This is a genomic window from Reyranella sp. (genome assembly GCF_052439685.1).
Lineage (GTDB): Bacteria > Pseudomonadota > Alphaproteobacteria > Reyranellales > Reyranellaceae > Reyranella.
Genome location: NZ_JBQVQG010000007.1, coordinates 130,230 through 157,214 on the forward strand (window position 1 = coordinate 130,230; position 26,985 = coordinate 157,214).

Annotated in this window: 26 protein-coding genes; 22 read left to right on the plus strand and 4 right to left on the minus strand. The window is 66.3% G+C overall.

Going from position 1 to position 26,985, the window contains the following annotated elements; genetic code table 11:
• Positions 1 to 49 precede the first annotated feature (49 nt).
• From ACT6UX_RS11855 to ACT6UX_RS11900, 10 genes are all read left to right on the plus strand, one after another.
• Positions 50 to 1,144, plus strand: a complete 1,095-nt coding sequence (locus tag ACT6UX_RS11855; protein ID WP_444775350.1) for a CaiB/BaiF CoA transferase family protein — start codon at positions 50 to 52, stop codon at positions 1,142 to 1,144.
• Positions 1,141 to 2,268, plus strand: a complete 1,128-nt coding sequence (locus tag ACT6UX_RS11860; protein WP_444775351.1) for a CaiB/BaiF CoA transferase family protein — start codon at positions 1,141 to 1,143, stop codon at positions 2,266 to 2,268. Before ACT6UX_RS11855 ends, ACT6UX_RS11860 begins: the two co-directional genes overlap by 4 nt.
• Before the next feature lie 3 nt (positions 2,269 to 2,271).
• Entirely contained in the window at positions 2,272 to 3,252 is a 981-nt protein-coding gene (locus ACT6UX_RS11865) for an NAD(P)H-dependent flavin oxidoreductase (protein WP_444775352.1), read from the plus strand.
• A gap of 57 nt (positions 3,253 to 3,309) precedes the next feature.
• Positions 3,310 to 4,422: an S-(hydroxymethyl)glutathione dehydrogenase/class III alcohol dehydrogenase gene (locus ACT6UX_RS11870; protein WP_444775353.1), complete on the plus strand. Its 1,113-nt coding sequence runs from the start codon at positions 3,310 to 3,312 to the stop codon at positions 4,420 to 4,422.
• A gap of 41 nt (positions 4,423 to 4,463) precedes the next feature.
• The gene (locus ACT6UX_RS11875) at positions 4,464 to 5,342 is read left to right on the plus strand and encodes an MBL fold metallo-hydrolase (protein ID WP_444775354.1); all 879 of its coding nucleotides are present in this window, start codon (positions 4,464 to 4,466) and stop codon (positions 5,340 to 5,342) included.
• A 100-nt stretch (positions 5,343 to 5,442) separates the two neighbouring features.
• Positions 5,443 to 6,282 (plus strand): SMP-30/gluconolactonase/LRE family protein, encoded by an 840-nt coding sequence (locus tag ACT6UX_RS11880; protein WP_444775355.1) that lies wholly within the window; start codon positions 5,443 to 5,445, stop codon positions 6,280 to 6,282.
• A gap of 10 nt (positions 6,283 to 6,292) precedes the next feature.
• Complete coding sequence (locus ACT6UX_RS11885; protein WP_444775356.1) at positions 6,293 to 7,114, plus strand: SDR family NAD(P)-dependent oxidoreductase; 822 nt, start codon at positions 6,293 to 6,295, stop codon at positions 7,112 to 7,114.
• A gap of 31 nt (positions 7,115 to 7,145) precedes the next feature.
• Positions 7,146 to 7,700: a carboxymuconolactone decarboxylase family protein gene (locus ACT6UX_RS11890; RefSeq protein ID WP_444775357.1), complete on the plus strand. Its 555-nt coding sequence runs from the start codon at positions 7,146 to 7,148 to the stop codon at positions 7,698 to 7,700.
• A 1-nt stretch (position 7,701) separates the two neighbouring features.
• Positions 7,702 to 8,502, plus strand: a complete 801-nt coding sequence (locus tag ACT6UX_RS11895) for an SDR family NAD(P)-dependent oxidoreductase (protein WP_444775358.1) — start codon at positions 7,702 to 7,704, stop codon at positions 8,500 to 8,502.
• A 27-nt stretch (positions 8,503 to 8,529) separates the two neighbouring features.
• Complete coding sequence (locus tag ACT6UX_RS11900; RefSeq protein WP_444775359.1) at positions 8,530 to 9,288, plus strand: SDR family NAD(P)-dependent oxidoreductase; 759 nt, start codon at positions 8,530 to 8,532, stop codon at positions 9,286 to 9,288.
• On the opposite strand, the gene ACT6UX_RS11905 is transcribed toward ACT6UX_RS11900, so the two are convergent.
• Entirely contained in the window at positions 9,242 to 10,153 is a 912-nt protein-coding gene (locus ACT6UX_RS11905; protein ID WP_444775360.1) for a LysR substrate-binding domain-containing protein, read from the minus strand. The two genes, ACT6UX_RS11900 and ACT6UX_RS11905, sit on opposite strands and share 47 nt — an antisense overlap.
• Before the next feature lie 117 nt (positions 10,154 to 10,270).
• Between ACT6UX_RS11905 and psrA the strand changes: the two genes are divergently transcribed.
• The 6 genes from psrA (at position 10,271) to ACT6UX_RS11935 (ending at position 16,796) form a co-directional block, all read left to right on the plus strand.
• The gene (gene psrA, locus ACT6UX_RS11910; protein ID WP_444775361.1) at positions 10,271 to 11,383 is read left to right on the plus strand and encodes an iron-containing alcohol dehydrogenase PsrA; all 1,113 of its coding nucleotides are present in this window, start codon (positions 10,271 to 10,273) and stop codon (positions 11,381 to 11,383) included.
• 34 nt (positions 11,384 to 11,417) lie between these two features.
• Complete coding sequence (gene phnD, locus ACT6UX_RS11915) at positions 11,418 to 12,308, plus strand: phosphonate ABC transporter substrate-binding protein (RefSeq protein WP_444775362.1); 891 nt, start codon at positions 11,418 to 11,420, stop codon at positions 12,306 to 12,308.
• A 30-nt stretch (positions 12,309 to 12,338) separates the two neighbouring features.
• On the plus strand, positions 12,339 to 13,166 hold the full coding sequence (gene phnC, locus ACT6UX_RS11920) for a phosphonate ABC transporter ATP-binding protein (RefSeq protein WP_444775363.1): 828 nt from the start codon (positions 12,339 to 12,341) through the stop codon (positions 13,164 to 13,166).
• 3 nt (positions 13,167 to 13,169) lie between these two features.
• Entirely contained in the window at positions 13,170 to 13,964 is a 795-nt protein-coding gene (phnE, locus tag ACT6UX_RS11925) for a phosphonate ABC transporter, permease protein PhnE (RefSeq protein ID WP_444775364.1), read from the plus strand.
• An 87-nt stretch (positions 13,965 to 14,051) separates the two neighbouring features.
• On the plus strand, positions 14,052 to 15,644 hold the full coding sequence (locus tag ACT6UX_RS11930) for an ABC transporter substrate-binding protein (RefSeq protein WP_444775365.1): 1,593 nt from the start codon (positions 14,052 to 14,054) through the stop codon (positions 15,642 to 15,644).
• A gap of 150 nt (positions 15,645 to 15,794) precedes the next feature.
• On the plus strand, positions 15,795 to 16,796 hold the full coding sequence (locus ACT6UX_RS11935) for a Bug family tripartite tricarboxylate transporter substrate binding protein (protein ID WP_444775366.1): 1,002 nt from the start codon (positions 15,795 to 15,797) through the stop codon (positions 16,794 to 16,796).
• Here ACT6UX_RS11935 and ACT6UX_RS11940 read toward each other — a convergent pair whose 3' ends face one another.
• The gene (locus ACT6UX_RS11940) at positions 16,797 to 17,531 is read right to left on the minus strand and encodes a DUF1194 domain-containing protein (RefSeq protein WP_444775367.1); all 735 of its coding nucleotides are present in this window, start codon (positions 17,529 to 17,531) and stop codon (positions 16,797 to 16,799) included.
• A 183-nt stretch (positions 17,532 to 17,714) separates the two neighbouring features.
• On the opposite strand from ACT6UX_RS11940, the gene ACT6UX_RS11945 reads away from it, so the two are divergent.
• The 5 genes from ACT6UX_RS11945 to ACT6UX_RS11965 all read left to right on the plus strand — a co-directional run bounded on the left by ACT6UX_RS11945 (position 17,715) and on the right by ACT6UX_RS11965 (position 24,626).
• Positions 17,715 to 18,485 (plus strand): ferredoxin--NADP reductase, encoded by a 771-nt coding sequence (locus ACT6UX_RS11945; RefSeq protein WP_444775368.1) that lies wholly within the window; start codon positions 17,715 to 17,717, stop codon positions 18,483 to 18,485.
• A gap of 103 nt (positions 18,486 to 18,588) precedes the next feature.
• A complete protein-coding gene (locus ACT6UX_RS11950; RefSeq protein WP_444775369.1) occupies positions 18,589 to 19,728 on the plus strand; it encodes a CaiB/BaiF CoA transferase family protein in 1,140 nt (379 codons plus the stop codon).
• Entirely contained in the window at positions 19,725 to 21,815 is a 2,091-nt protein-coding gene (locus ACT6UX_RS11955; protein WP_444775370.1) for a hydantoinase/oxoprolinase family protein, read from the plus strand. Before ACT6UX_RS11950 ends, ACT6UX_RS11955 begins: the two co-directional genes overlap by 4 nt.
• Positions 21,812 to 23,548, plus strand: coding sequence for a hydantoinase B/oxoprolinase family protein (locus tag ACT6UX_RS11960; RefSeq protein WP_444775371.1), 1,737 nt, complete (start codon positions 21,812 to 21,814; stop codon positions 23,546 to 23,548). The genes ACT6UX_RS11955 and ACT6UX_RS11960 overlap by 4 nt, the downstream gene beginning before the upstream one ends.
• Before the next feature lie 115 nt (positions 23,549 to 23,663).
• The gene (locus ACT6UX_RS11965; RefSeq protein WP_444775372.1) at positions 23,664 to 24,626 is read left to right on the plus strand and encodes a Bug family tripartite tricarboxylate transporter substrate binding protein; all 963 of its coding nucleotides are present in this window, start codon (positions 23,664 to 23,666) and stop codon (positions 24,624 to 24,626) included.
• A gap of 18 nt (positions 24,627 to 24,644) precedes the next feature.
• On the opposite strand, the gene ACT6UX_RS11970 is transcribed toward ACT6UX_RS11965, so the two are convergent.
• A complete protein-coding gene (locus ACT6UX_RS11970) occupies positions 24,645 to 25,364 on the minus strand; it encodes a retropepsin-like aspartic protease family protein (protein WP_444775373.1) in 720 nt (239 codons plus the stop codon).
• 262 nt (positions 25,365 to 25,626) lie between these two features.
• Here ACT6UX_RS11970 and ACT6UX_RS11975 point away from each other — a divergent pair, with 262 nt between their 5' ends.
• Entirely contained in the window at positions 25,627 to 25,989 is a 363-nt protein-coding gene (locus ACT6UX_RS11975) for a hypothetical protein (protein ID WP_444775374.1), read from the plus strand.
• A gap of 37 nt (positions 25,990 to 26,026) precedes the next feature.
• Here the strand turns inward: ACT6UX_RS11975 and panE are convergent, their stop codons facing one another.
• Complete coding sequence (gene panE, locus ACT6UX_RS11980) at positions 26,027 to 26,959, minus strand: 2-dehydropantoate 2-reductase (RefSeq protein WP_444775375.1); 933 nt, start codon at positions 26,957 to 26,959, stop codon at positions 26,027 to 26,029.
• Between the last annotated feature and the right edge of the window lie 26 nt (positions 26,960 to 26,985).

Below are 26,985 nucleotides of genomic sequence, written 5' to 3' on the forward strand. Positions count from 1 at the left end.
CATGCGCGCGACGTTGACCGCAGCACCGGCTTGCGCAGATCATCGCGCAATGACCGAGGCTTCTTCCCGACCGCTCGCGCGCTTCACGATCATCGAGGTGAACGACGCAAAAATCCCGCTCTGCCTGCGTCTTGCGACCTCTCTCGCGGCCAAGATCGCGGCCGATCTCGGTGCCGACGTTCTCAAGATCGAGCCGTCGGGCGGCGATCCGGTGCGTCGTGCGCCGCCCGTGCTGCCGCAGGGCGGAAGCGCGCTGTTTCAATTCCTCAATACGTCGAAGCGCTCCTTGATGCTCGATCTGGCGAGCGAGTCCGGCCGCACCGCGCTCACGCAACTCGTCGAGAAAGCCGATGTCGTGCTGTTCGAAGAGCCGGCTTCCATCGCCTCGGCACTTCGCGCGGGCAAGGCAACGCCGGTCGAGATCGCGGCCTTTCCACTCGAGACGGATGCGGCGCAACGTCCCGTCAGCGAACTGGCGATCCAGGCGCTGGGCGGCCTGATGCACATGGTGGGCGAGCCGGCACGCAAGCCGCTGAAGCTGGGCGGCCATCAGGCCTCCTACGCCGCAGGCCTCACCGCCTTCACCGGGCTCATGACGGCCCTCGCTGCGCGCGATGCCGGGCGCCGGGCGCCCCCGGTGCGCGTGTCGCTCGCGGAAGTCATGCAGTGGGTGAACTGGAAGGCTGCGTCCGGCGCCGCCGCCTCAGGCATCTCACCCGGTCGCGAGGGCAGGAACTCGGAATTCCAGGTCCTGCCCTGCCGCGACGGCCATGTCGCCCTCGTCTACACGGTCACCCAGTGGCCGGCGACGCGCACGCTGATCGGCGATGCGCGGCTCGATGATCCGAAATTCAGTACGCGGGCCGGCCGTCGCCAGAACATCGCCGAACTCTATGCAGCGCTCGCGCCCTGGTTCGAAGACAAGACGCGCGACGAGATTCAGAAGGTGGCGCAGGCCAAGGGCGTGCCGTTCGGCCCGATCTTCTCGCCGGCCGAGTTGCTGCTGACGGAGCAGTACGTGGCGCGCGGCTTCCTGGCCGATATGACACATCCGACGCAAGGCCGGCTGCGCCTGCCGCAACTTCCCGTGCAATGGAACGGCCGCTCCTTCACGCCGCGGCCTGCGCCGGAACTCGCGCCATGAGCGAGCGTCCCCTCGCCGGCATCCGCGTCCTCGATTTCGGCCTGCTCACAGCCGGCGCGAACACCTCGGCCATGCTGGCCGATCTCGGCGCCGACGTAATCAAGATCGAATCCGGCGCCTATCTCGATCCCTTCCGCGTGGTCGGCAAGATCGACAGCGACGAGGGATGGTGGAACCGTTCGCCGCAGTTCCGTTTCACCAACCGCAACAAGCGCGGGCTCGCGTTGAACCTGAAGGACCCCGAGGGTCAGCGCGTCATCCGCGAACTCGCGGTGCACTGCGACGTCGTGGTCGAGAATTTCCGGCGCGGCGTGCTCGATCGCGCAGGCCTGGGCTACAAGGAGCTGAGCGCGATCAATCCGCGTCTCGTGTTCGCCGCCATCTCGAGCCAGGGCGACACGGGACCAGAGCGCATGAACGTGTCGTTCGGCAGCACGCTCGACGCCACATCGGGCATCGCCTCGCTCACCGGCTACGAAGGCGAGGAGCCGCGCATCTCGGGCATGGACGTGAACTATCCCGACCAGATCGTATCGCTGTTCGCCACCGGCGTCGTAATCGCCGCCGTCACCGAGGCGCGCCACACCGGCAAGGGCGCGTTCCTCGACTTCTCCCAGCGCGAGGTCGCCTCGTTCACGCTCGGCGAAGAGATTCTCGCCGCGTCGGCCGATCCGGCACACCTGTTCGTGCCTCGGGGCAACAGCGAAGCCGGCGTGGCACAGCAGGACGCCTACCGTTGCGCCGACGGCAAGTGGCTGGCGGTCAGCCTCGACACACCCGATCCATCGATGGAAGCCTTCTGTGCGAGCAAGGATCGCGACACCGCAGTGGCGATGCTGCTCGACAAGGGTATTGCCGCCGCGCCTTGCCTCGATGGCAACGACCTGCTGCGCGACACCCGATTGCAGGGCGTCACGCTTGTCCGTGACGAAAGCGGCGGCCTCGTGAAGGGCCTGCCCTACCGGCTCGACGGCAAGGGTCTCGCCATCGAGCGCCCTGCCCCCAATCTCGGCCAGCACACCGACGAAGTGCTGCGCGAACTGCTGGGCTACGACGACGCCCGCCTGAAAGAATTGAACGACAGCGGCGTGACGTCGACCACGCCCACCATCGGAGAGGTTTGATCCATGCCACGCGCCGAAGTGCACAAGTTGATGGAGCGCATGGCGATCCCCGCCATCGCCGCCCCCATGTTCCTGGTCTCCAATCCCGCGCTGACCCTGGCGTGTTGCGGTGAGGGCCTGATGGGCAGCTTCCCGGCCCATGGCACGCGCAGCCGCGAGGAATTCCAGGCCTGGCTCGACGAGATGGTCGAGGGGATGAAGCGACTCGAGGATGCCGGCAAGAAGCCTGCGCCCTGGGCCGTGAACCTCGTCGTCCATGCCTCGAACCCACGCTACCAGGGCGATCTCGAACTGGTCGAGAAGTACAAGGTGCCGGTCGTGCTCACCTCCAAGGGCGCGCCGGGCGACGCCATCAAGCGCATCCATGGCTGGGGGGCCGTCGCGCTGCACGACATCGCCAACCGGCGCCATGCCGAAAAGGCGCTGGAGGCCGGCGTCGACGGCGTGATTGCGGTGGCGGGCGGCGCCGGAGGGCATACCGGCACCATCAATCCGTTCGCGCTGATGAACGAAGTGCGACAGCTGGGCGACGGTTTCGCGGTCGTGTTGGCCGGCGGCCAGACCACGGGCCGCGACGTGCTGGCGGCCGAGGCGATGGGCGCCGACCTCGCCTATATCGGTACGCGCTTCATCGCGACCCAGGAGGCGATGGCGGCGCAGGCGCACAAGGACATGATCCTCGGCACCCGCGCGACCGACGTGTTCCTCACCGCCTCGATCGACGGCGCGCCCGCCAACTGGCTGACGCCCAGCCTGCTGGCCGCCGGCATCGACCTCGACGTGCTGCGCACGACCCTGCCTGGCAAGATCGTCGGCGCGCAGGAGAACAAGAAGCGCTGGAAGGATATCTTCACGGCGGGTCACGGCGTCGGCAACATCGAGGACGTGCCGGCGGCCGCCGATCTCGTCCGGCGCCTTGTCAGCCAATATCGCGAGGCGAAGTCTGAAATGGCACGTGCTCTCGCCGGCCGCGCCGCAGCGTAGACGGTGGGCGCCCCCCTGCTCTAGGTTTCGGCTCCAGAGTTTCGAGGGGGTATCCGCGTGAAGACAAAGGCAGCCGTCTGTTTCGAGGCCGGCAAGAACCTCGAGATCGAGACCGTCGATCTCGAAGGGCCGAAGTTCGGCGAGGTCCTGGTCGAGATCAAGGCGTCGGGTGTGTGCCACACCGACGAGTTCACGCGGTCCGGCGGCGATCCCGAGGGCCTGTTCCCGGTGATCTTCGGCCATGAGGGCGCGGGCGTCGTCGTCGATGTCGGGCCCGGAATCGTGTCGCTGAAGAAGGGCGACCACGTGATCCCGCTCTACACGCCGGAATGCCGCCAGTGCAAATCCTGCGTCTCGGGCAAGACCAATCTCTGCACCTCGATCCGCGCCACCCAGGGACAGGGTGTGATGCCCGACGGCACCTCGCGCTTCTCGATCAAGGGCAAGAAGATCCATCATTATATGGGCTGCTCGACCTTCTCGAACTACACGGTCCTGCCCGAGATTGCGCTGGCGAAAATTCGCCCCGACGCGCCGTTCGACAAGGTCTGCTACATCGGCTGCGGCGTCACCACCGGCATCGGTGCCGTGATCAACACCGCCAAGGTCGAGGCCGGCGCCAATGTCGTGGTGTTCGGCCTGGGCGGCATCGGCCTCAACGTGCTGCAGGGTGCGCGCATGGTCGGCGCCAACATGATCGTCGGCGTCGATCTCAACCCGGCGCGCGAGGCGCTCGGCCGCAAGTTCGGCATGACGCACTTCGTCAATCCCTCGACCCTCGGGGACAAGGATCTGGTCGCCCACCTCGTCGAGTTGACCGACGGCGGCGCGGATTACAGTTTCGAATGCGTCGGCAGCACCAAGCTGATGCGCGAGGCGCTGGAATGCTGCCATCGCGGCTGGGGCAAGTCGGTGATCATCGGCGTCGCCGGCGCGGGCCAGGAGATCGCCACGCGCCCGTTCCAGCTCGTCACCGGGCGGACCTGGATGGGCACCGCCTTCGGCGGCGCCAAGGGCCGCCGCGACGTGCCGAAGATCGTCGACTGGTACATGGACGGCAAGATCGACATCGATTCGCTGATCACCCACACGATGCCGGTCGAGAAGATCAACGATGCGTTCGACCTGATGCACAAGGGCGAGTCGATTCGCAGCGTCGTCACGTTCTGATCGTTCCCTTCTCGCTGCCGCGTTCCGGAGGAAGCCACGCCATGACCGTGCGAAAGCTGGGCGGAGCCACCATCGAGAAGGTCGAGGAAATCTGCGGCCCGGGCTTCAAGCCCGGCCGCATGTTTCCCAGGTTCGACCAGGAAGCCTTCGACGCCCAGAAAGGCTGGATGGTACCGGAGCACGTGCAGGAGGGCAGCGACCGGCTGATCGGCTCGGTCCATACCTGGATCGTCCGGACACCGAAGCACACGATCCTGATCGACACCTGTCTCGGCAATCACAAGCAGCGGCACAATCCCGGCTGGAACAACCTCGATACGCCGTTCCTCGACAGGTTGAAGGCCTGCGGATGTCCACCTGAATCCGTCGACTTCGTGATGTGCACGCACCTGCACGTCGACCATGTCGGCTGGAACACCAAGCTCGAGAACGGCCGCTGGGTGCCGACCTTCCCCAATGCGAAGTACCTGTTCGCCAAGCGCGAATACGCGCACTGGGAAAGCGAGCGAAAGTCTCAAGGCGAAAGCCAGGTGAACGACGGCTCGTTCGACGATTCGGTTCTGCCGATCGTCGAGGCCGGCAAGGCCGTGATGATCGAGAGCGACCACCAGCCCGATCCGCTGCTCACCATCAGGGACTATCCCGGGCACACGCCGGGCTCGATCGCGATCAACCTGAAGGACGAGGGCAAGCAGGCCTGCTTCTCGGGCGACATCATGCACCACCCGATCCAGGTCTATCATCCCGACTGGTCGAGCCAGTTCTGCTGGGACCAGGCGATGTCGGCCGTCTCGCGCCGCAAGCTTCTCGAGGATTGCGTCGAGAGCAACGCCCTGCTCTGCCCCGCCCACTTCCCCGGCGCCAATGCGGGCTACGTCAGACCCGAGGGCAATTCCTTCAGGATCGAGTGGGATCGATGACGCGTATCTTCGCTGGGGGCGCGCCACTCCAGTGGCGCGATCGTCTCCTGAACCGACAAAGACGCGCGACTGGAGTGGCGCGCCCCCGGCAGGACGCATCATGAAACTCGAACGTCTGCTCGCCGGCCTCTCCTTCGGCGAAGGCCCGCGCTGGCGCGACGACCGGCTCTATTTCTCCGACTTCTATGTCCACCAGGTGCGGACCGTCGACGAGAGCGGCAGGACTGAAACGATCGTCGAAGTGCCCGGCCAGCCGTCCGGACTGGGTTGGCGCCCCGACGGCACGATGCTGATCGTCAGCATGACCGACCGCCGGCTGATGCGCTTTGCAGGCGGCAAGCTCGCCGTCGAGGCGGAACTGGGCGCGATCGCGACCGGCCTGTGCAACGACATGATCGTCGATGCCAAGGGTCGCGCCTATGTCGGCAATTTCGGCTTCGACCGGCACGCCGGCGAGAAGCCGCGCCCCGCCGTACTGGCCCGCGTCGATCCCGACGGCTCCGTCCATGCCGCCGCCGACGAGCTGATGTTCCCCAACGGCACCGTCATCACGCCCGACGGCAGGACGATGATCATCGGCGAGACCTTCGCCAAGCGGCTCACGGCGTTCGACATCAGGGAGGACGGCACCTTGTCGAATCGGCGCGTCTGGGCGGAGACGCCGACCTGTAATCCCGACGGCATCTGCCTCGATGCCGAGGGCGGCATCTGGGTCACCGGCGCCTTCACCCATCACATGATCCGCGTGCTCGAAGGCGGCACGGTCACCCACGATCTCGATCTCGGCGAACGTGCCGCCTATGCCTGCATGCTGGGCGGCCGTGACCGCCGCACCCTGTTCGTCGTGACCAACAGCGGCAGCGGCCCCGCCATCGCCGAGAAGAAGGACGGCCGCATCGAGACGATGCGGGTCGACGTACCCGGCGCCGGCCTGCCCTAGGGAGGAATTCATGAAAGGCCCAGAGGACGATGCCGGGCTGGCCGGCAAGGTGGCGATCATTTCCGGCGGCGGCGCGGCCGGGGACGGTATCGGCAATGGCCGCGCGGCAGCGATCCTGCTGGCCCGCGCCGGCACCCATGTGCTGGTGGCCGACCGGGACCTGAAGCTGGCGCAGCGCACGGTCGAAATGATTCAGGCCGAGGGCGGCCAGCATGCCGCGGCTCATGCCGGTGACATGACGCAGGAGACCGAGTGCAAGCGGCTGGTCGATGCCGCGGTCGATCGCTGGGGACGGCTCGACTTCCTCGACAACAATATCGGCATCGGCAGCCGCGGCTCGGTGGTCGAGGAGAAGCCCGAGGACTATCGCCGCGTGATGCAGGTGAACGTCGAGACGATGTTCCTGCTCTCCAAGCATGCCATCCCGGCGATGATCAAGACGGCCAAGGGCGGCTCGATCGTGAACATCTCGTCGATCTCGGCGCTGCGGCCGCGCGGGCTGACGACCTATACGACCTCCAAGGCCGCCGTCATCGGCCTCAGCCAGGCGATGGCGGTCGACCATGGCCGCGACAATATCCGCGTGAACTGCATCTGCCCCGGCCCGGTCTACACGCCGATGGTCTATGCCCGCGGCAACGGCATGAGCGAGGCGGCGCGCGCCCAGCGCGCCAGGGCCTCCGTCCTCAAGACCGAGGGTACGGGCTGGGACGTCGGTCACGCCGTGCGTTTCCTGCTGAGCAACCATGCCCGCTACATCACCGGCCAAGTTCTGGTCGTCGACGGCGGTGTGACGCTGCAGGGGCCGGAGCGCGATTCACAAGATCACTGAAGCAACCAACCAATAAGGGAGAACAACCAAGATGGCCCGCCTGCCCTACCTCGAGCCCGACCAGGTCGCGCCCGAGTATCGCGACATGCTCAAGCGAAACACCAACCTGCACAAGCTTCTGGTCAACTCGCCCGACATGGCGCGCGCCTTCAACGGCCTGGGCGGCTACATCCGCTTCAAGAGCAAGCTCGATCCTCGCCTGCGCGAGCTGGCGATCCTTCAAGTCGGCTGGCTGGAGAAGTCGGAATATGAATTCACCCACCATGTGAAGATCGGTAAGGAATTCGGCGTCACCGACGAGGACATAAAGGGCCTGATGGCCGAGACCGAGGGCAAGCCTTCCCAACTCGAGCCGCTCACGAAGGCGATCCTCAAGGGCGCGCGCGAGATGGTGAAGACTCTTGCCATGTCCGACGCGACCTTCGCCGAGATCAAGAAGGATCTGTCGGACGAGCACATGACCGACCTGGTGCTCACCATCGCCTTCTACTGCGCCGTCGTCCGCGTGCTCGCTACCATGCAGATCGACAACGAGCCGCAATACAAAGAGGTACTCAAACAGTACCCGATCCCCGGAGTGAAGTGACATGCGTCTGAAAGATCGAGTCGCCATCGTCGTCGGCGCCGGGCAGAGCCCCGGCGAAGGCATGGGCAACGGCCGCGCCACCGCCCTCACCTTCGCACGCGAGGGCGCCAAGGTCCTGTGCGTCGATCACAATGTCGACTCGGCGAAGGAAACCGTCGAGATGATCGGCGTCAATCAGGGTACGGCGGCCGCCTTCAAGGCCGATGTGACCAGCAACGCCGACCTCAAGGCGATGGTCGACGACGCCCATGCCCGCTGGGGCCGGATCGACATCCTGCACAACAATGTCGGCGTGTCGCTCTCAGGCGGCGACGCCGAGCTGCTCGACATCACCAGCGAGGCCTTCGACCGCTGCGTGGCGATCAACCTCAAGAGCTGCATCTTTGCCGCCAAGCACGTGCTTCCGATCATGCGCGAGCAACAGAGCGGCGTGATCATCAACATCTCGTCGATGGCAGTGATCACCACCTATCCCTACGTCGCCTACAAGGCGACCAAGTCGGCCATGGTTTCCTTCACCGAGCAGCTCGCCTACCAGAACGCGCAATACGGCATCCGCGCCAACGTCATCCTGCCCGGTCTGATGAACACGCCCATGGCCGTCGACACGCGCGCCCGTACCTTCAAGAAGAGCCGCGCCGAGGTTGAGGCCGAACGCGACTCCAAGGTGCCGCTGCGCAAGAAGATGGGCACCGGCTGGGATGTCGCCAATGCCGCTCTCTTCCTCGCCTCCGACGAGGCGAGCTTCATCACCGGCGTCACCCTGCCGGTGGACGGCGGCGCCAGCGTGCGGCGCGGCTAGGGCACGATCCTTGCGTCGGGTGACGCCATGAACCGACTTGCCGGCAAGACCGCCCTCATCACCGGTGCCTCCTCGGGCATCGGCCGTGCCATCGCCAAGAAGTTCCATGCCGAGGGGGCGACCCTCCTGCTGATGGACGTCACCGAAGCTGTCGTCGAAGGCGGCGAGCCGACACACAGGATCCTCGACGTGCCCTTCTTCCAGGGCGACGTCTCGAACGAGAAGGATGTCGAGGAAGCCGTCCGCCGGGCGGCCCTGCCGACCGGCCGGCTCGACATCGTGGTCAACGACGCGGCCATCCGATCGGCGAAGAAGCTCACCGACACCAGCCTAGAGGAATGGAACCGGGTGATGGAGGTGAACGTCACCGGCGTCTTCCTGATGTGCCGCGCCGCCGTGCGCCGGATGCTGACACAGGAAATCCGCAACGAGGCGCGCGGGCGCATCGTCAACATCTCCTCACAGCACGGCATGATCTCCTCGCCCGAGGATTTCTCCTACGGCGTCTCCAAATCGGCGGTGGTCTACATCACGCGCCAGATCGCCTCCGACTACGGCCGCGACAGCGTCATCTGCAATGCCGTCGCGCCGGGCAAGATCCTGACCGGCAAGACGGGCCGCGCGATCGAACCGCGCTGGATCGACTATTCCCACGCCCGCACGCCGCTGCCGCGCCTCGGCCGATCGGAGGACGTCGCCAACGCCGCCTTGTTCCTCGCCTCCGACGAAGCGAGCTTCATCACCGGCGAGAATTTGATGGTCGACGGCGGCTGGATGGCGAACTGACCGGCAGCAGGCCGGTGAGCACCTGAAGGAAGGCGTGCACGAGGCGCGCCTTCTGCCGCTCCTTCAGATGAACGACATGGGCGTAGGTATAGATCTCGGCATCCGCGATCGGCAGCTTCCGGATGCGCGGATCGGGGATGAACTCCGCCTCCGACACCACGCCCATGCCGATCCCCTTGGCCACCGCCTCGCGGATCGATTCGCGGCTGCCGATCTCCATCACGACCTTGGGCCGTACATCGGCCTCCCGCATCGCCTGGTCGAAGGCACGGCGCGTCGTCGAGCCCGCCTCGCGAACGATCAGCCGCTGCCCCTCCATGTCGCGCGCGCGGATACTGCGGCGCTGCGCGAACGGATGGTCGGCGGGGCAGAAGGCGATGACCCGGTGGCGGCGATAGGGAATGGCGACCAGTCGCGGATCGGGATCGACATGGGCCAGCACCGCCACGTCTGTCCGGTAGTCCAGGAGGTCGCGTAGCGTGTCGCGCGAATTGCCGACGGTGACCGAGACGTAGAGGCCGGGATGGCGCGCGTTGAAAGCCGCCAGCATGTCGGTGACATGATAGGGACCGACGGCACCAACGCGCAGGTGGCCGGTCTTGAGGCCCCGCGTTTCGTTGAGATAGTCGGCCGCTTCCTTCTCATCGGCAAAAAGCCGGCGTGTGATCTCCAGAAGGCCGCTGCCGGTCTCGGTCAGTTCGATGCGGCGGCCGCGACGCACGAACAGCTCGACGCCGAATTCCAGCTCCAGCGACTTCACCTGTGTGGTGATGGTGGGCTGGCTGACGCCCAGCTCTCGCGCGGCGGCGGTGAAGCTCGATCGTTGCGCAACCGCGTGGAAGGAGCGGAGCTGCGTATGCCTCATATTGATTTTCTCAATGTCACTTCGAGAATGTTTGAATTGGTTAAATGTGAGAAGCGGCCGGAAGATTGTCAAAAGGACGACAAGTCCAAGCCAGTGAGCCATGGGAGTAACGCGCGGATGTGGCGCTACCGTAATCCGGTCGACGTGAAGTTCGGTGCCGGCGTCTTCGAGACGCTGGGCAAGATATTGGCCGGCCGGGCCTATTGCCTCGTGACCTACGACGACGCCAATGGCGGTGGTGTCTTCGCCGACCTCGCGCGGCGCGTCGTCGCCCAGGCCGGCGCGCCGGCGGTGACGGTGAGCAACATCGGTCCCAACCCTGACTTCGTGGGACTCACCGAGTCCTGCCGCACCTATGCGACGGCCCCACGGTCCGTCGAGGCCATCGTGGCGCTGGGCGGCGGCTCGGTGATGGACGCCGCCAAGGTTCTGGCCGCGGCCTCGGGCGATTTCGAAAGGGTCAGGCGCCATCTCGAAACCGGCAAGGGCGGCGATACCCTCGGTCGCACGCCGATCATCGCCATTCCCACGACGGCAGGAACCGGCAGCGAAGTCACGTCATGGGCCACGGTCTGGGACACCGTGGCAATGAAGAAATACTCACTGGCCCGCGAGACGCTTTACCCCGAAGCGGCGCTGGTCGATCCGCTGCTGACGCTCGGTCTGCCGCGCGCCATCACGATCAGCACCGGCCTTGATGCGCTCAGCCATGCGCTGGAAAGCATCTGGAACGTCAACGCCAACCCGGTGTCTGGTTCGCTGGCCGAGGTCGCCGCGCGTGAGGTGATCGAGGCCTTGCCGCTGCTCGCCGACGATTTGAGGAACGAGGCGCTGCGCACGCGCCTGGCGCGCGCCAGCCTCTTCGCGGGCCTCGCTTTCTCCAACACGCGTACGGCACTCGCCCATTCGCTGTCCTATCACCTCACCCTGCATCATGGTGTCCCGCACGGCATCGCCTGCTCGTTCAGCCTGCCCATGGTGATGCGGGCCGTGGCCGGCTGCGACGCCGCCTGCGACGCCTCGCTGCGACGCATCTTCGGCAACGACCTGCTGGCGGGCGCCGCGCGCCTCGAGGCCTTCCTGACGAAACTCGGCATCTCGCCCGATGCCACCGATCACGGCATCGCCGCCCGCGACTGGGCGCGCCTCGTCGACGACGCGCTGGCAGGCGACCGCGGACGCAACTTCATCGGACGCCGGGAGGCGCTGTTGGCCGAAATGGCCGCTTAGACGTCAAAGAAAAGAAACAACGGAGGAAACAAAGATGACCAGGATGACGCGTCGCGATTTCGGGATTTTGACCGCCGGCTCGCTGCTGGCGGGAGGAACCGTCGGCAGCTGGGGCGCGGCTCACGCGCAGGCCCAGCAGGTGCTCAAGGTCGGACTGATTCCCTCCGAGGATTCGCGGGCGATGCTCGCCCAGAGCAAGGACATTCTCGACGCGGTCGAGAAGAACTCCGGGATGAAGGTCCAGGGCTTCGTGGCCACCGACTATAACGGCGTCATCGAGGCACTGCGCGCCAAGCATCTCGACATCGCCTATCTCGGGCCCTTCTCCTACGTGCTGGCCACCACCGTGACCCCGGTCGAGGCCTTCGCGATCGCCGAGACCGCCAAGGCCGGCCGCACCTACTATCATTCCAAGATCATCGCCCTGAAGTCGAGCGGCATCAAAACGCTCGAGGACCTCAAGGGCAAGAACTTCGCCTTCGTCGATCCCGCCTCGACCTCCGGCTACGCCTTCCCGCTGGCGGGCCTGCTCAAGGCCGGCATCGAACCCAAGCGCGACTTCAAGACCGTACTGTTCACCGGCGCGCACGACGCCAACGCGCTGGCCGTCGCCAACGGCAAGGTCGATGCCGCCACCATTGCCGACCGCATCCTCGATGCCGCCATCGCCAAAGGCCACATCAAGGCCGACCAGATCCAGGTCGTGTGGGAATCGCCGCCGATCCCGGAATCGCCGATGGTGTGGCGCAAGGACCTGTCGCCCGAGACGAAGGCCAAGGTGAAGGCCGCCTTCCTCTCGATCAAGAATCTCAACTGGTCCGACCAGGGCAAGCTCAACGGCTTCAAGGAAACCAACGACCAGGCCTACGACATCGTTCGCGAGACAGCGAAGCTCGCGAATATCGATCTCAAGAAGCAGAAGTAGCCCCACGCCTGCTCTCAGGGAGATCGACCGATGATCGAAATCCGCGGCCTCGCCAAATCCTATGGCGACCACCAGGCGCTCCAGGATGTCAGCCTATCGATCCGGCCCGGCGAGTTCGTCGTCGTGCTGGGACCGTCGGGCGCCGGCAAGTCGACGCTCTTGCGCTGCATCAACCGGCTCATCGAGCCGACGGCCGGTGACATCGTGGTCGACGGCACGTCGCTGTCGTCCAACCGCCGCGACCTGCGCCTGCTCCGGCGCAACGTCGCCATGATCTTCCAGCAGCACAATCTGGTGAAACGCCTCAGCGTGCTGAAGAACGTGCTGGTCGGCCGCATGGCCGACCTCTCGCCGATCCTCAGCAGCCTGCAGCTCTTCCCCGAGGCCGACGTGAAGATCGCCCTGCATTGCCTCGAGCAGGTCGCGATGTCCCATAAGGCCCGCAACCGTGCCGATGCTCTCTCGGGCGGCGAACAGCAGCGGGTCGGCATCGCCCGCGCGCTGGCGCAGCAGCCCAAGTTCATGCTGGCCGACGAACCGGTCGCAAGCCTCGATCCAAAGACCTCGCGCACCGTGCTCAATTACCTCAAGAAGAGCTGCAAGGAATCGAACATCGCTGTCCTCTGCAATCTTCACCAGATCGACTATGCACTCGAATTCGCCGAGCGGGTCGTGGGTCTCTCGGCCGGCCGCGTCGTCTATGACGGTGCGCCGGCAGGCGTGAGCGGCGACGTCATCCGCAGCATCTATCCTGGCCTCGACGACCCCAACGTCCTCGACGCCGCCCAGCGGCTCACCGAGCGCCGCCGCGCCGCAGCGGAAGCCGAGGCCGTCCTCGCTCTCGAAGGGAGGGCTTGAAAAATGTCCCTGCAATTCGTCGTCAACAAACCACGCGGTCCGCTCGGCTGGTGGATCATGGTTCCAATTCTCGGTGCCACGGTCGCCGCCCTCTGGTGGTCGGCCGTCGGCACGCATCTCAGCATATCCGGCTTCATCGATGGGCTGCCGTGGATCGCCGACTTCGTCGGCCGCATGCTGCCGCCCAACTTCGCCTTCATGGAGAAGCTGGTGAAGCCCGCGATCGAGACAGTCCAGATCGCGTTGTGGGGCACCCTGCTCGGCATCGTGCTGGCACTGCCCGTCTGCTTCTTCGCGGCGCGCAACCTCTCGCCCTACGCCTGGGTCTTCCACGGACTGCGTCAAGTGCTGAACGTGATGCGCGGCATCAACGAGATCATCCTGGCCCTGATCTTCGTCGCCGCAGTCGGCCTCGGTCCCTTCGCAGGCGTGCTCGCCATCGCTCTGCACGGCGCCGGCATGCTGGGCAAGTTCTTCGCCGAGGCGATCGAGGAGATCGACGAGGGTCCGCTCGATGCGTTGCGCGCGGCCGGCGCAGGCACCCTGCAGCGCATCGTGTTCGGCGTGCTGCCCCAGGTCCTGCCCGCCTGGATCGGCGTCGTGCTCTATCGATTCGAAACCAACATCCGCGTGTCGACGGTGCTGGGGATGGTCGGTGCGGGCGGCATCGGTTTCGAGCTGATCAGCTCGATGAAGCTCTTCGCCTACGAGGACACGGCGGCCTGCGTCATCGTGATCCTCATCCTCGTGCTCGCCGCCGACCTGATGTCATCGAAGCTGCGTGCCATGATCCGATAAGACAATTCGCTAGCCGGACGGGCGCTCTCGACGCGGAAGCCACACCACGCCATCCTCTCTGCAATTGGGTTTGGGAGGATTGGGTTCATGCGTTTATCGATCGGATTCCTCGGTGTGGTGGCGGCGCTCGGCCTGTCGGCCGCGCCGGCGCTCGCGCAGAAGAGCGGTGGCACTTTGAAGATGTACATTGCGGACAATCCGCCGAGTACCTCGATCCACGAGGAAGCGACGACCTCGACGGTCGTTCCCTTCATGGGGCTCTACAACAACCTCGTCGTCTTCGATCAGCAGATTCCGCAAAACAGCCTCGAGTCGATCCGTCCCGACCTGGCCGAAAGCTGGTCGTGGAGCGAGGACGGCAAGAAGCTGACCTTCAAGCTGGTGGGCAATGCCAAGTGGCATGACGGCAAGCCGTTTACTTCGGCCGACGTTAAGTGCACCTGGGACATGCTGACGGGCAAGAGTGAGACCCAGAAGCTGCGCAAGAATCCGCGCACCTCCTGGTACTGGAACCTGAAGGAGGTCACGACCAACGGCGACCGCGAGGTGACCTTCCATCTCGGCCAGCCGCAGCCCTCGCTGCTGATCCTGCTCGCCTCGGGCTACAGCCCCGTCTATTCCTGCCACGTGCCGACGGCGCAGATGCGCACCAAGCCGATCGGCACCGGTCCCTTCAAGCTCGGCGAGTTCAAGCAGAAGGAAATCGTCAAGCTCGTCCGCAACCCGGACTACTTCAAGAAGGGCAAGCCCTATCTCGATGGCATCGATATGCCGATCGTGCCGGCCCGCGGCACCGCCATGCTGGGCTTCGTGTCGGGCCGCTACGACATGACGGCGCCCTACGCCGTCACCATCCCGCTGCTCAAGGACATCAAGGCCCAGGCCTCAAGCGCCGTCTGCGAGGTCGCGCCGATGAACAACAGTACCAACCTGATCGTGAACAGCGCAGCGCCGCCATTCGACAACCCCGACATCCGCCGCGCGATGCTCCTCACCATCGACCGCAAGTCGTTTATCGACATCCTCGCCCAGGGCGCCGGCGAAGCTGGCGGTGTCATGGAGCCCGCGCCGGGCGGCGTCTGGGGCATGCCGAAGGAGCTGTTCGACAAGGTGGAGGGCTATGGACCCGACGTCGCCAAGAACCGGGCCGAAGCGCAGGCGATTATGAAGAAGCTGGGTTACGGGCCCGACAACAGGCTCAAGCTCAAGGTCTCGACCCGCAACCATCTGCTCTATCGCGACCCGGCGGTGATCCTGATCGACCAGCTCAAGGAGATCTACATCGACGGCGAACTCGACCTGGTCGACACCGCCCTGTGGTTCAACAAGGTCGCGCGCAAGGACTACTCGGTCGGCCTCAACACGACCGGAAACGGCGTCGACGATCCCGACCAGACCTACTTCGAGCACTATGCTTGCAAGTCGGAGCGCAACTATGTCGGCTACTGCAATCCCGAGATCGAGAAGCTCTTCCCGATCCAGTCGGCCGAGCGCGACATCGAGAAGCGTAAGAAGCTGGTCTGGGAGATCGATAAACAGATCCTCGAGGAGGGCTTCCGTCCCATCATCATGTGGAATGCCTCGGGCACCTGCTGGCATCCCCACGTGAAGGGCTTCCGCCCGATGGTGAACAGCCTCTACAACGGCTCACGCTTCGAGGACGTCTGGCTCGACAAGTAGCCGACGCAAAGCCGCAGAACTGCCGAAAGCCGCGCCCCGTGCGCGGCTTTCGTGCGATGGGACCTGACAGCGAAGCGGCCTTGAGGGTACTGTCGAGACGAATGGAGGCTGCGAGCAACGCCGCCCCGTGGATTCCCGGGAGGGACATACATGAAATCATCACGCCAGATTCTGACACGCCGGCACGCCCTCGCGGGGACGCTGCTCCTCGGCTCGACGATGCTCGCAACCGGCACGGCGATGGCGGCAGAATGGCCGGACCGCCCAATCCGGCTGATCATCCCCTTCGCCGCGGGCTCCGGTGCCGATACGGTCGGCCGGACGTTCGGTGAGCAGCTCGCGAAGGCGCTCGGCCAGCCGGTCGTCATCGACAATAAGGGTGGCGCCGGCGGCCTGCTGGGCACCGCCGAAGGCGCGCGGGCTCCGGCCGACGGCTACACGCTGCTGCTTACCTCGCAGGGCGCCACCGTCTTCAACATGGGTCTCTACAAGGCGCCGGGCTACGATCCCCTGAAGGATCTCATTCCGATCGCGACGACCGGCATCCTCACCAACGTCATGGTCGTCTCGACCGCAAACCCCGCCAAGACCGTCGCCGACGTGATCGCACAGGCGCGCGCCAAGCCGGGCGAACTCACCTACGGGTCGAGCGGCGTCGGCAGCAGCCTGCACATGTCGGGCGTCATCCTGGAGCAGCGCACCGGCGTGAAGCTGCAGCACGTGCCCTATCGTGGCGCGCCGGCCGCCGTCCTCGCCGTGATCAATGGCGAGGTAACGACGGGCTTCTTCAATGCGCCAACCGTGGTGAGCCAGATCAAGGCCGGCAAGCTGAAGGCGCTAGCCGTCACCACGAAGGATCGCTCGGTTATCCTGCCCGACGTGCCGACCATGATGGAGACGGGCATCCCGGACTACGTGGTCGCCACCTGGCTGGGCTTCGCGGTACCGGCCGGCACGCCCGCGCCGATCGTGGCCCGCCTCAATACCGAGATCGGCCGCATCGCCCAGATGCCGGAGGTCAAGGAGAAGCTCCTGGTTCAGGGCTTCGAGGTGCTGCCGCCCGACACGCCGGCTGCCGCCCGCAAGCTGATCGCCGACGATCAGGCGCTGTGGCTGCCGATCATCAAGGCGTCGGGCGCGACGGCGGAGTAGTCAGTCCCCCGCCGCCAACTCGTTGCGAGGCAAGCCCGCAATCTCCTGGATCAGCTTCTTCGTCATCGACCGGCCGAAGGCTCCGTGGTTCTCGGCGACGATGGTGAAGGCGCCGGGGCCGCCAATGACATTTTCCTGAAAGTACTTCTCCAGGCCGCCCGGCGGGTTGGTGTGTTCGGGACGGAATGCCTCCTCGATGGGCGTCAGGATGACCAGCGCGTTGATCGTGACGTTCTTCGCCAGTGCATCGTCACGCGCGTCGGTCACCAGCCGCCCCGCGATGTTGTTGCCGTCACCGGAGACGTCGATCACCCGCCGGTCGGAGGCGAAGGGCGCGCGCTCGAATTGACTCACGGCGAAGTCGATCGCGGCGCTGATCGAAGTGCTGCCAGCGAAGGAGCGGGGAGATTCGATCAGCCGGTCGCCGAACCGACGGGCCGAGGCGCCGTCGCCGATTGCGACCCAGTCGATGACGACGTTCTGCATGTTGGCCGACGCCCATTCGACGAAGCACACGGCGATGCGTCGATGAGGCCCCGACGTGATAGCTCGGACGACTTCGGGATGGGTGATGGCGGCCGCCGCGCCTTCACGCTGTAGCCTGAACTTGGGATCGGTCACGCTGCGCGACACGTCGGCGGCCAGCACCAGCAGCATGTCGACCGGCTCCGCGGCCCGAAGCGCCGACGGCAGTAAGGTCAGCATCGTCCCCAGCAGCGCAACAATGAGCCTCATCGCCCGAGACCTCTCTCACCGGTTCGCCCGAGTATAGGGCTCCCGCACCAACCCGCGAGCGACCGCTGGCACGCGACATTTCTGCTATTGCGAATTACTCGCGCATCTGGCTATTTTTGCTGCACTGCACTATATCCAGTCGCATCCGGCGTCTGGCCGGCCCGTTGCGTAGGAGCGTTTAGCGTGAGCGCGTTGAGGAACGAGACCGTTTTGTCGGTGCATCACTGGACCGACGAGTTGTTCAGCTTCCGGACCACCCGCGACAAGGGATTCCGCTTCGCCAGCGGCCAGTTCACGATGATCGGCCTGAAGGTCGAGGGCAAGCCGGTGCTCCGGGCCTACTCGATCGCCAGCCCGCACTATGTGGACGAGCTGGAGTTCTTCTCCATCAAGGTGCCGGACGGCAAGCTCACCGCGCATCTCAAGAACCTGACGCCGGGAGATCCGGTGCTGGTGGGTGCCAAGGCGGTCGGCACGCTGCTGCTCGACAGCCTGACTCCGGGCCGCAACCTCTATCTGCTGGGCACCGGAACGGGCCTCGCCCCCTTCCTGTCGATCGTGCGCGATCCCGACGTGTACGAGCGCTTCGAGAAGGTCATCCTGGTCCACGGCTGCCGCCATGTCCGCGACCTCGCCTACCGGTCCACCCTGGCCGACGAGCTGCCGGCCGACGAGATCCTGGGCGACATGGTGCGCGACAAGCTCGTCTACTACCCGACCGTGACCCGCGAGCCGTTCAAGTATCGCGGTCGTATCTCGCACCTGATCGAGAACGGCACGCTGGCGAAGGATGTCGGCCTGCCGCCGCTGTCGCGCGAGAATGACCGGTTCATGCTCTGCGGTTCGGTCCAGATGCTGGCCGACATCCGCGCCCTGCTCGAAGGCATGGGACTTGCTGAGGGAAGCACCACGACGCCCGGCGAGTTCGTCGTCGAAAAGGCCTTCGTCGAGTAGACGGTTCCGCTTCGCGAGCCTCTTCAAGTAGCGTGCGACGGGCGTCGGCGGCTAGGATGCCGGCGACGAACGCATGCCGTCAGGCTCGGGAAGAGGATTGCAAGTGACACTACCGCTCGAGGGAGTTCGCGTCATTGAGGTGGGCCAGGCGCTGGCCGGTCCGCTGGCCGGGGTGATTCTGGCCGACATGGGCGCCGACGTGATCAAGATCGAGAAGCCCGATGGCGGCGACGATGCCCGCATCTGGGGCCCTCCGTTCGGCCCGGACGGCAAGACCTCGCTCTACTTCTACTCGCAGAACCGCAACAAGCGCTCGGTCGTGCTCGACCTCAAGCTCGCCGAAGACGTCGACAAGCTCCATAAGCTCTGCGAGACGGCCGACATCCTGATCCAGAACCTGCGCCCCGGGGTGGTCGATGAGGTCGGCATTGGTCCCGAGACCATGCTCGCGCGCCATCCGCGCCTGATCTACTGCTCGATCTGGGCCTTCGGCTACCAGGGGCCGCTGCGCATGAAGCCGGCCTTCGATCCGCTGCTGCAGGCCTATGGCGGCATGATGAGCGTGACCGGCCGGCCGGAGGATCCGCCGACCTTCTGCGGCGCCTCGATCAACGACAAGGCGACCGGCATGTTCTGCACCATCGGCGCCCTGGCCGCCCTGCGCCTGCGCGACAAGACCGGCAAGGGCTGCCTGGTCGATACGTCCCTGTTCGACTCGGCGGTGCACTGGGTCGAGGGCCAAGTGAACAGCTACATCGCCAACGGCACCGTTTCCCAGCGGCACGGCACCGGCAGCCCGGTGATCGTGCCTTACCAGACCTTCGACACGGCCGACCATCCGATCTGCCTCGCTCCCGGCAACGACCGTCTGTGGGCACGCTGCGCCAAGGTGCTGGGCCATGACGAGTGGGCCAAGGATCCAAAGTTCGCGAAGAGCGCGCAGCGGGTCGCCCACAAGGCCGAGTTGCTGCCGATGATCGCCGAGGCGCTCAAGGCCAGGCCGCGCGCGGAGTGGCTGGACGCCATGGAGAAGGCCGGCGTGCCCTGCGCCGCGGTGAACGACATCGGCGAGCTGGCTCGCACGGAGCAGATGGAAGCATCGAAGCTCATCCAGCAGTTGCCGGGCGGCCCGAAGGTGGTCGGCCTGCCGATCGCGTTCGACCATGTGCGGCCGCATTCGCCGCGATCGGCGCCGACCTTGGGCGAGCACACCGACGAAGTGCTGGGAAGCCTCCTGAAGTGACGGCTCCCGCCTCGCCTCCCGCCCTTCTCGCCCCCTGGCGCATCGGCGTCGATGTGGGCGGCACCTTCACCGACATGGTGCTGCGCGACGCCGCCGGCGCCGTGCGCATCTTCAAATCGCCCTCGGTTCCGGCCGATCCCAGCGAGGGCGTGCTGGGTGTGCTGCGGCTGGCTGCGCAGCAACTCGACATCACCCTCACCGCGCTGCTGCGCGACTGCGCGCTGTTCGTGCACGGCTCGACAGTGGCAACCAACACGATCCTCGAAAAGAAGGGCGCCAAGGTCGGCATGCTGACGACCGAAGGCTTCCGCGATTCGCTGGAGATCCGTCGTGGCATCCGCGAAAATCAGTGGGACCATCGTGCGCCCTTCCCGCAGGTGCTGGTGCCGCGCTATCTGCGCCTGCCCGTGCGTGGTCGCATCGCCGCCGACGGCGCCGAGCTTGCGGCGCTCGAGGTCGAGGATGTCGATGCCGCGGCCAAGGTCTTCGCCGAGGAAGGCGTCGAGTCGGTCGCGGTCTGCCTGTTCAATTCCTTCCTCGATGGCGCCCATGAACGCGCCGTGGGCGGCCAGCTCGCAAAATCCTGGAACGGCAAGTGGGTCTCGCTGTCGAGCGAGGTCATGCCGACCATGGGCGAATACGAGCGCGGCTCGACCGCCGTCGTGAACGCCTATGTGGCGCCCAAGGTGACGAGCTACCTCCGCGCGCTCGACGAACAGTTGCGCCAGTTCGGCCTGCCTCGCTCCCTGCTGCTGCTGCAGAGCAATGGCGGCGCCGTCTCCGTCGACCAGGTTGCGACGCGGCCGGTGATGCTGGTCCTGTCGGGCCCGGCGGCCGGTGTCGGCGCGCTGAAGGGCTGCGCCGCGCCCGGCGAGAAGGCCAATCTGATCTCGATGGAGATCGGGGGCACGAGTTGCGACGTGATGGTCATGGCGCGCGGCGACGTGCCAGTCACCGACGAACTCACCATCGACGGCTATCACCTCACCACGCCGTCGGTCGAGATCCACACGGTCGGCGCCGGCGGCGGCACGATCGCCTGGGTCGACGATGCCGGCCTGCTGCATGCCGGACCGCAGGGCGCCGGCGCCCGCCCCGGCCCCGCAGCCTATGGGCTGGGCGGCGAGAACCCGACCGTCACCGACGCACAGCTCGTGCTGGGCCGCCTGCGCCCGGGCCCGCTGGCCGGTGGCGCCGTCACGCTCGACGCCGAGCTTGCCCGCAAGGCCATCGAGACAAAGCTCGCCAAGCCGCTCGGCCTCTCGGTCGAGGACGCGGCGGCGGGCGTCATCCGGCTGCTCGAGCAGAACCTGCTGCACGCCGTCGAGCGACTCAGCATCGAGCGAGGCCACAATCCCGCGACCTTCACTTTGGTCGCCGCAGGCGGCGCCGGACCGATGCACGGCACCGCCGTCGCGCGCGCGCTGGGCAGCCGCCGCGCGCTGCTGCCGCGCGCCGCCGGTGCCTTCTGCGCCATGGGCATGCTGCAGTCAGACGTGCGGCAGGATTACCTGCAGGTCTTCCTGGCCGATCTCGACAAGGTCGAGACCGCCGCACTCGAAGCAGGCTTTGCCCAACTCGAAGCGCGCGCCCGCGAGGCGCTGGCCCGCGACGGCTTCGGCGCCGACGAGGTCGCGATCGAACGTCAGCTGGACCTCCGCTATGACGGCCAGCAATGGCCGGTCCGTGCGCCGCTTTCCGCCTCGGGCTTCGATGCCGCCGCCGCACGCAAGGCTTTCGAAACCGAGCATCAGCGGCTGTTCGGTCACATCCAGCCGGGCGGACGCATCGACATCACCGCATTGCGCGTCGTGGGCCGCGGCCGCCTCGACTGGACGCCGCCCGCGGCGCGCTCGCCTCAGACCGATACGCCCAAGCCGCGCGAGACCCGCAAGGTCTGGATCGATCCGGCGACCGGCTGGCGCGACGTACCGATCTACGACGGCGCCGACCTGCGGCCGGGCTGCCGTCTCGACGGCCCGCTGCTGGTCGAGGAGCGCACGACGACGGCGTTCGTCGGCCCCCGCGACGTGCTCGAAGTCGACGAGCGCGACGATTTCCTGGTGCATGTCGGAGCCCTCGCATGAGCGCCGCCTCTCTCGATCCCGTCACCCTGGCGCTGGTGCAGAACCGGCTCGACCATATTTCGCACCAGATGGGTTGGGTGATGACGCGGACCGCGCGGTCGCCGATCTTCAGCCAGAGCCACGATTTTTCCTGCTTCATCGCCGACGCGCGCGGCACGCTGATCAGCCAGGCCGACGGTATCCCGATCCACACCGGCGGCGGCGGCTTCGCCGTGCGCGCCATCCTGCGCGACTTCAAGGATGCCATCGCCCCCGAGGATGTATTCCTGCTGAACGATCCCTACACGGCGGGCGGCAACCACCTGCCTGACTGGGTGATCACGCGGCCGGTGTTCGTCGGCGACAAGCTGGTGGCCTTCGCCTGCAACCGCGCCCACCAGGCCGATATCGGCGGCGGCGCGGCCGGTACCTACAATTCGGCGGCGACCGAGATATTCCATGAAGGCATCCGCCTGCCGGTGCTGAAGCTGATCGAAGCGGGCAAGGTGCGCGACGATCTCTGGCGCCTGCTGATGCTGAACACCCGCCTGCCCGACGCGCTCGACGGCGACCTCCGCGCCATGATCGGCTCGACGCGCATCGGCGCCGAGCGCCTGGCCTTGCTGGTCGAGGAGCTGGGCGTCGACCGCGCCGACGAATTCTTCGAAGGTGTGCTCGATCATGCAGACCGGCGGTTCCAGACCTGCATCGATCGCCTGCAACAGGGTGTGTGGAAGGGCGAAGAGCCGGTCGACAATGACTGCTTCGAGCCGATCGACGCGAAGATCGCCGTCGCCATCACGGTGAAGGACCGCAAGCTGGTCGTGGATTTCGCCGGCACCTCGCCGCAGGTGCGTGGCTTCAAGAACAGTTCGATCGCCAACTCGACCTCTGCGGTCTTCATGTCTCTGGCCTCCTTCTTCGAGCCCGACCTGCCGAAAAACGAAGGCGCCTTCCGCAGCGTCGAGATCAGGCTGCCGGAAGGCACTCTGGTGAATGCGCGCATGCCGGCCCCCATGACCATGAACACGGTGTTCGTGGCGCACGAGATCATCCACGCGATGTGGAAGGCGCTGGCCCAGGCCCTGCCCGAGCGCGCCTCGGCCGGCTGGTCGAAGGCCGTGCATGCCGTCACGGCGGGCCTGCGCGAGGATGGTGGGCGCTACGTCATGTATCAGTGGGCCGGTGCACCGGCCGGCGGCGGCGTCGAGGGCCGCGACGGCTTCCACCTGATCGGCCACCTCATCACACTGGGCGGCCTCACCCTGCCCAATCTCGAGACTTACGAGCAGCTCTACCCGGCACGTTTCCGCCGTCAGGAGCTGCGCTGCGACACCGCGGGTGCCGGCCGCTTCCGCGGCGGCGCCGGCTGCGATTACGAGGTCGAGATCTTCACCCCGGCCGACTATGCCTTTCGCGGCGAGGGTGCCGGCGCGCCGTCGAGCTTCGGCGTCGCGGGCGGACGGGCAGGTGCAGGCGGCAAGGTCATTCTCACCCTCGCCGACGGCACGCGCATCCAGGCACCGAAATACGGCGTGGAACGGCATGGCGCCGGAAGCTACCGCGCGCTCTCGCCCGGCGGCGGCGGCTATGGCGACCCCACGGCGCGCGATCCGGACCGTGTGCTGCGCGACGTCCGCGACGGCATCGTGAGCGTCGAGAGCGCGGAAAAGGATTATGCCGTCGCGATCGCTGCGAATGGCCGCAGCGTCGATGCCGCACGCACGGCGAAGTTGCGCACGACCCTGCCCTGAAACCGCCATCTGCCGTTCGGCTGGCGGTCGGAGGCATCGCACTCGTCTTGCCGCGAAGCGAACTCCCGACCTAGTTTCCTCCCCGATAATGAAAACAATCAGGGAAGGACTTCACATGATCCAGCGCCGTAGTTTCGTGGCCGGCACCGCCGCCGCCCTCACCCTGCCCTCGATCGCCTTCGGGCAGAGCGGCCAGATCCGCCTCGTCGTGCCCTATGGTCCCGGCGGCTCGACCGACACGGCCGGCCGCGTCCTGGCCGAGCGCATGTCGGCCGACACCGGAAAGAACATCGTGGTCGAGAACCGGCCCGGCGGCGGCACGATGGTCGGCATGGTGAACGTCGCCAAGAGCAAGCCCGACGGCACCAGCCTGATGATCCTGACGACCACGGCGGCCCTGCAGCCGGCTTTCGACATCCCGATGCCGATCGACCCGCAGAAGGACCTGGCGATGGTGGCGCAGCTCGCCGACATTCCCTGCGTGCTCGCGGTCAATGCCAACAACCCGGCCAAGACCTTCGCCGAGTTCATCGAGTGGGTGAAAGCGCAGCCTGGCCCCGTGCACTACTCGACCTCGAGCTCCGGCGGCCTGCCTCATCTCTGGGGCGAGGTGATCTCCACGCGCACCAACGGCAAACTCCAGCACATCCCCTACAAGGCGGCGGCCGAGGCGCTGCGCGACGCGGTCGCCGGCCACGTTCCCGCCTTCGTCGACGTCACCACCCCGGTCGACGGGCAGATCCGGGCCGGCACGATGCGCGGCCTGATCTGTGGCGCCAAGAGCCGCGTCGCCAACATCCCGACCGTGCCGGTGGCGAGCGAACTGGGCATGCCGGAACTCGAAGCTGCGGTCTATTTCGGCGTAGCGACGACGGCGGGCACGCCACGCGAGACGATCCAGGAGATCAACGCCGCGGTGAATGCCGCGCTGAAGGCCGAGGCGGTACGCGAGCGGCTGACGTCACTCGGCTTCATCCCGACCGGCGGCACGCCGGAAGCCTACGCCAAGCGACTGGCGGACGAGACCGTGCGCTGGCGCAAGGTCATCAAGGACGCGAAAATCCCGGCGCCGACCTGAGCGGCGGGACCTTACGGCTTAAAACGACCCGGTGAACTCGAACTCGATCGAGTTCCTCACATTGTCGATCTTCCACGAGCTGAGGCGGCGCAGGAAGCTCTGCCCCAGCAGGGCCCGGCTGCGCGCCGGACTCACCGAGGCCATGACGTTCTCCATCGTGCGCTCGCCGATCCGAATCGAGCGCAGCCGCACGATGCGCTGCTGAAGGCCGCTGCCATCAGCTAGCGTAAAGCGACGCTGGCCCAGCGAATCGGCCTCGGTGAGCGTGCCGTTGCGCTTCAGTTCCTCGGCGAGTTCCTCCGGGATCTGGACGTTGGCCGCGCCGGAATCGACGATGAAGTACGCAGTCGAAGTGCCGTTCACCGTCGCCGGCAGAACGAACACGCCGCCCATCCTCTGGAACTGTTGCGTCGCCCGCGCCAGCGCCGCGTCCTCGAGCGCCTTGGTGCTCGGCTTGCCCGACGCGGGGTCACCGCCGCACGGCGTCCAGCCCGCCGGGGCCGCCCCTTCGCCCGGGCCATAGCAATAGTTCGAGGCCGACAGCAGCTTCGAATAGGTGTCGCGCTGCTCGCAGGCGGCAATCGATTCAAGGGCGGGTGTGGCCGGCGCGCGGCAGGTGGCATTGCTGCTCTGCCACTGCGCGATGAACTGCGCCGCCTCCTGTGGCTGCGCCTGCAGTGCTCCGGCTTCGAAGAACAGCGTCACAGCAAGCGTCGCCAGGAAGAGTGTCTGTCTCATCGTTTCCATCCGATCACTATTGCAGCCGGTTGGACACTCCCGCGCTCAACCTGTACGAAGTCTATACCATCGCTCACCAAATGGTCGGCCTGCGATGGCTGAGAGATGCATGTGCTCCCGCCCGTGAACCGAGGCGACCGCATCTAGACCGGCCCGAGTTGCCGGTCTCGCTCTAGAGCTTCCTCGTTCTGTCGAACGCCGGCTGTGCAATCCCGCGCGCGCCGAGCTGACAAGGGCCGCATGGCCCCGGAAGGACATTCCCATGGAAATGCCAAAGAACATCTCCACACTGATCTGGACCGCTGTCGGCGGCGCCGTGCTCTGCGCGGTCGTCGGATTCACCTGGGGCGGCTGGGTCACTGGCGGAACGGCGAGCAAGGAGTCTGCCGCGGCCGCCCGCGACGCGGTCGTCGTTGCCCTGGCGCCGATCTGTGTCGACCGCTTCAACCGGCAGCCCGACGCGGCAACGAAGATCACCGAGCTCAGCAAGGCCAGCACCTGGGACCGCGGCAACGTGATCGCCAAGAGCGGCTTTGCCACCATGCCCGGTGCCAAGGATGCCGATTCCGACGTGGCGCGCGCCTGCGCCGAAATCCTGGCAAACCCGCCGACGCCCAAGACCTGAACGATGAGGACGCCGGTCCCGCGGGCCGGCGTCTCTCCTACGATTTTCTCTGCGTGCGGGCCCGGCGGGCCTCATAGGCTTTGAGATGAGCGTAAGCCAACCGCAGCATAGGCAAACCGTCCGCCGTGCCGCTGCGCTTCAGCAGGTCGCCAAACATGTGATCGACTTCGACGGGCCGGCCGCTTTCGACGTCGCGCAACATCGACGCGGTGAACGGCGAACCAGCGGTCGTGAGCATCGCCCTGGCGCGCTGCGCGGAAGCCGGCCTTGGCGCGAAGCCCTGTGACGCGGCGATCGACGAGATCTCGTCGAACAAGGCCAGCGTGCTGTCGGCGGCTCCCGCCGCCACGATATCCCCCACTGCGGCGCGCATCAGGCAGGTGATGCCGGCAGCCGTGGAGATGAACACCCACTTCTCCCACATCTCCTGGAGGATGGTTTCACTGGTGCCGCCTTGGACCTGGGCGGCGGCGAAGACCTCTGCGACCGCATCGATGCGTTCGGTCCGCAAACCGGAGCGCTCGCCGAAGGAGATCGTGCCGCCATCGTTCAGGTGCAGCACCCGCCCCTCGGGATCTAGCACCAGCGAGATCGCACACTGACCGCCCAGCACGGCGCGCTCGCCGAAGCGCGCCACCAGCGAATCGAGATGGCTCATGCCGTTCAACAGCGGCAGGATCGCCGTGTCCGGCCCAACGGCCGGCGCAAATGAATCCATCGCAGTGTCGAGATCGAAGGCCTTGCAGCTCAGCAGGATGAGATCGTAGGGCCCGGCCAACTTGTCGGCTGTAACCGTTGGCGGCGGCGGAAGGTCGAGATCGCCCAGCCTGCTCTTCACCACCAAGCCGGTCCCGGCGAGCTGCGCCGCCCGGCCCGGCCGCACCAGGAAGGTGACGTCGCGCCCCGCCGCCAGCAGCCGCGCGCCGAAATAGCCGCCGATCGCGCCGGCGCCGACCACGAGAACACGCATGTCCAGATCCCTCAGGCTTCGATGCG

Excerpts from the sequence above, each read along its gene's own strand:
- ACT6UX_RS11890 (WP_444775357.1), top strand. The coding sequence starts at position 7,146 with ATGGCCCGCCTGCCCTACCTCGAGCCCGACCAGGTCGCGCCCGAGTAT.
- ACT6UX_RS11880 (WP_444775355.1), top strand. The coding sequence starts at position 5,443 with ATGAAACTCGAACGTCTGCTCGCCGGCCTCTCCTTCGGCGAAGGCCCG.
- ACT6UX_RS11905 (WP_444775360.1), bottom strand. The coding sequence starts at position 10,153 with ATGAGGCATACGCAGCTCCGCTCCTTCCACGCGGTTGCGCAACGATCG.
- ACT6UX_RS11975 (WP_444775374.1), top strand. The coding sequence starts at position 25,627 with ATGGAAATGCCAAAGAACATCTCCACACTGATCTGGACCGCTGTCGGC.
- ACT6UX_RS11885 (WP_444775356.1), top strand. The coding sequence starts at position 6,293 with ATGAAAGGCCCAGAGGACGATGCCGGGCTGGCCGGCAAGGTGGCGATC.
- ACT6UX_RS11855 (WP_444775350.1), top strand. The coding sequence starts at position 50 with ATGACCGAGGCTTCTTCCCGACCGCTCGCGCGCTTCACGATCATCGAG.
- psrA (WP_444775361.1), top strand. The coding sequence starts at position 10,271 with ATGTGGCGCTACCGTAATCCGGTCGACGTGAAGTTCGGTGCCGGCGTC.
- ACT6UX_RS11965 (WP_444775372.1), top strand. The coding sequence starts at position 23,664 with ATGATCCAGCGCCGTAGTTTCGTGGCCGGCACCGCCGCCGCCCTCACC.
- phnE (WP_444775364.1), top strand. The coding sequence starts at position 13,170 with ATGTCCCTGCAATTCGTCGTCAACAAACCACGCGGTCCGCTCGGCTGG.
- ACT6UX_RS11960 (WP_444775371.1), top strand. The coding sequence starts at position 21,812 with ATGAGCGCCGCCTCTCTCGATCCCGTCACCCTGGCGCTGGTGCAGAAC.
- phnD (WP_444775362.1), top strand. The coding sequence starts at position 11,418 with ATGACCAGGATGACGCGTCGCGATTTCGGGATTTTGACCGCCGGCTCG.
- ACT6UX_RS11930 (WP_444775365.1), top strand. The coding sequence starts at position 14,052 with ATGCGTTTATCGATCGGATTCCTCGGTGTGGTGGCGGCGCTCGGCCTG.
- ACT6UX_RS11900 (WP_444775359.1), top strand. The coding sequence starts at position 8,530 with ATGAACCGACTTGCCGGCAAGACCGCCCTCATCACCGGTGCCTCCTCG.
- ACT6UX_RS11875 (WP_444775354.1), top strand. The coding sequence starts at position 4,464 with ATGACCGTGCGAAAGCTGGGCGGAGCCACCATCGAGAAGGTCGAGGAA.
- ACT6UX_RS11860 (WP_444775351.1), top strand. The coding sequence starts at position 1,141 with ATGAGCGAGCGTCCCCTCGCCGGCATCCGCGTCCTCGATTTCGGCCTG.
- ACT6UX_RS11865 (WP_444775352.1), top strand. The coding sequence starts at position 2,272 with ATGCCACGCGCCGAAGTGCACAAGTTGATGGAGCGCATGGCGATCCCC.
- phnC (WP_444775363.1), top strand. The coding sequence starts at position 12,339 with ATGATCGAAATCCGCGGCCTCGCCAAATCCTATGGCGACCACCAGGCG.
- ACT6UX_RS11940 (WP_444775367.1), bottom strand. The coding sequence starts at position 17,531 with ATGAGGCTCATTGTTGCGCTGCTGGGGACGATGCTGACCTTACTGCCG.
- ACT6UX_RS11970 (WP_444775373.1), bottom strand. The coding sequence starts at position 25,364 with ATGAGACAGACACTCTTCCTGGCGACGCTTGCTGTGACGCTGTTCTTC.
- ACT6UX_RS11895 (WP_444775358.1), top strand. The coding sequence starts at position 7,702 with ATGCGTCTGAAAGATCGAGTCGCCATCGTCGTCGGCGCCGGGCAGAGC.
- panE (WP_444775375.1), bottom strand. The coding sequence starts at position 26,959 with ATGCGTGTTCTCGTGGTCGGCGCCGGCGCGATCGGCGGCTATTTCGGC.
- ACT6UX_RS11935 (WP_444775366.1), top strand. The coding sequence starts at position 15,795 with ATGAAATCATCACGCCAGATTCTGACACGCCGGCACGCCCTCGCGGGG.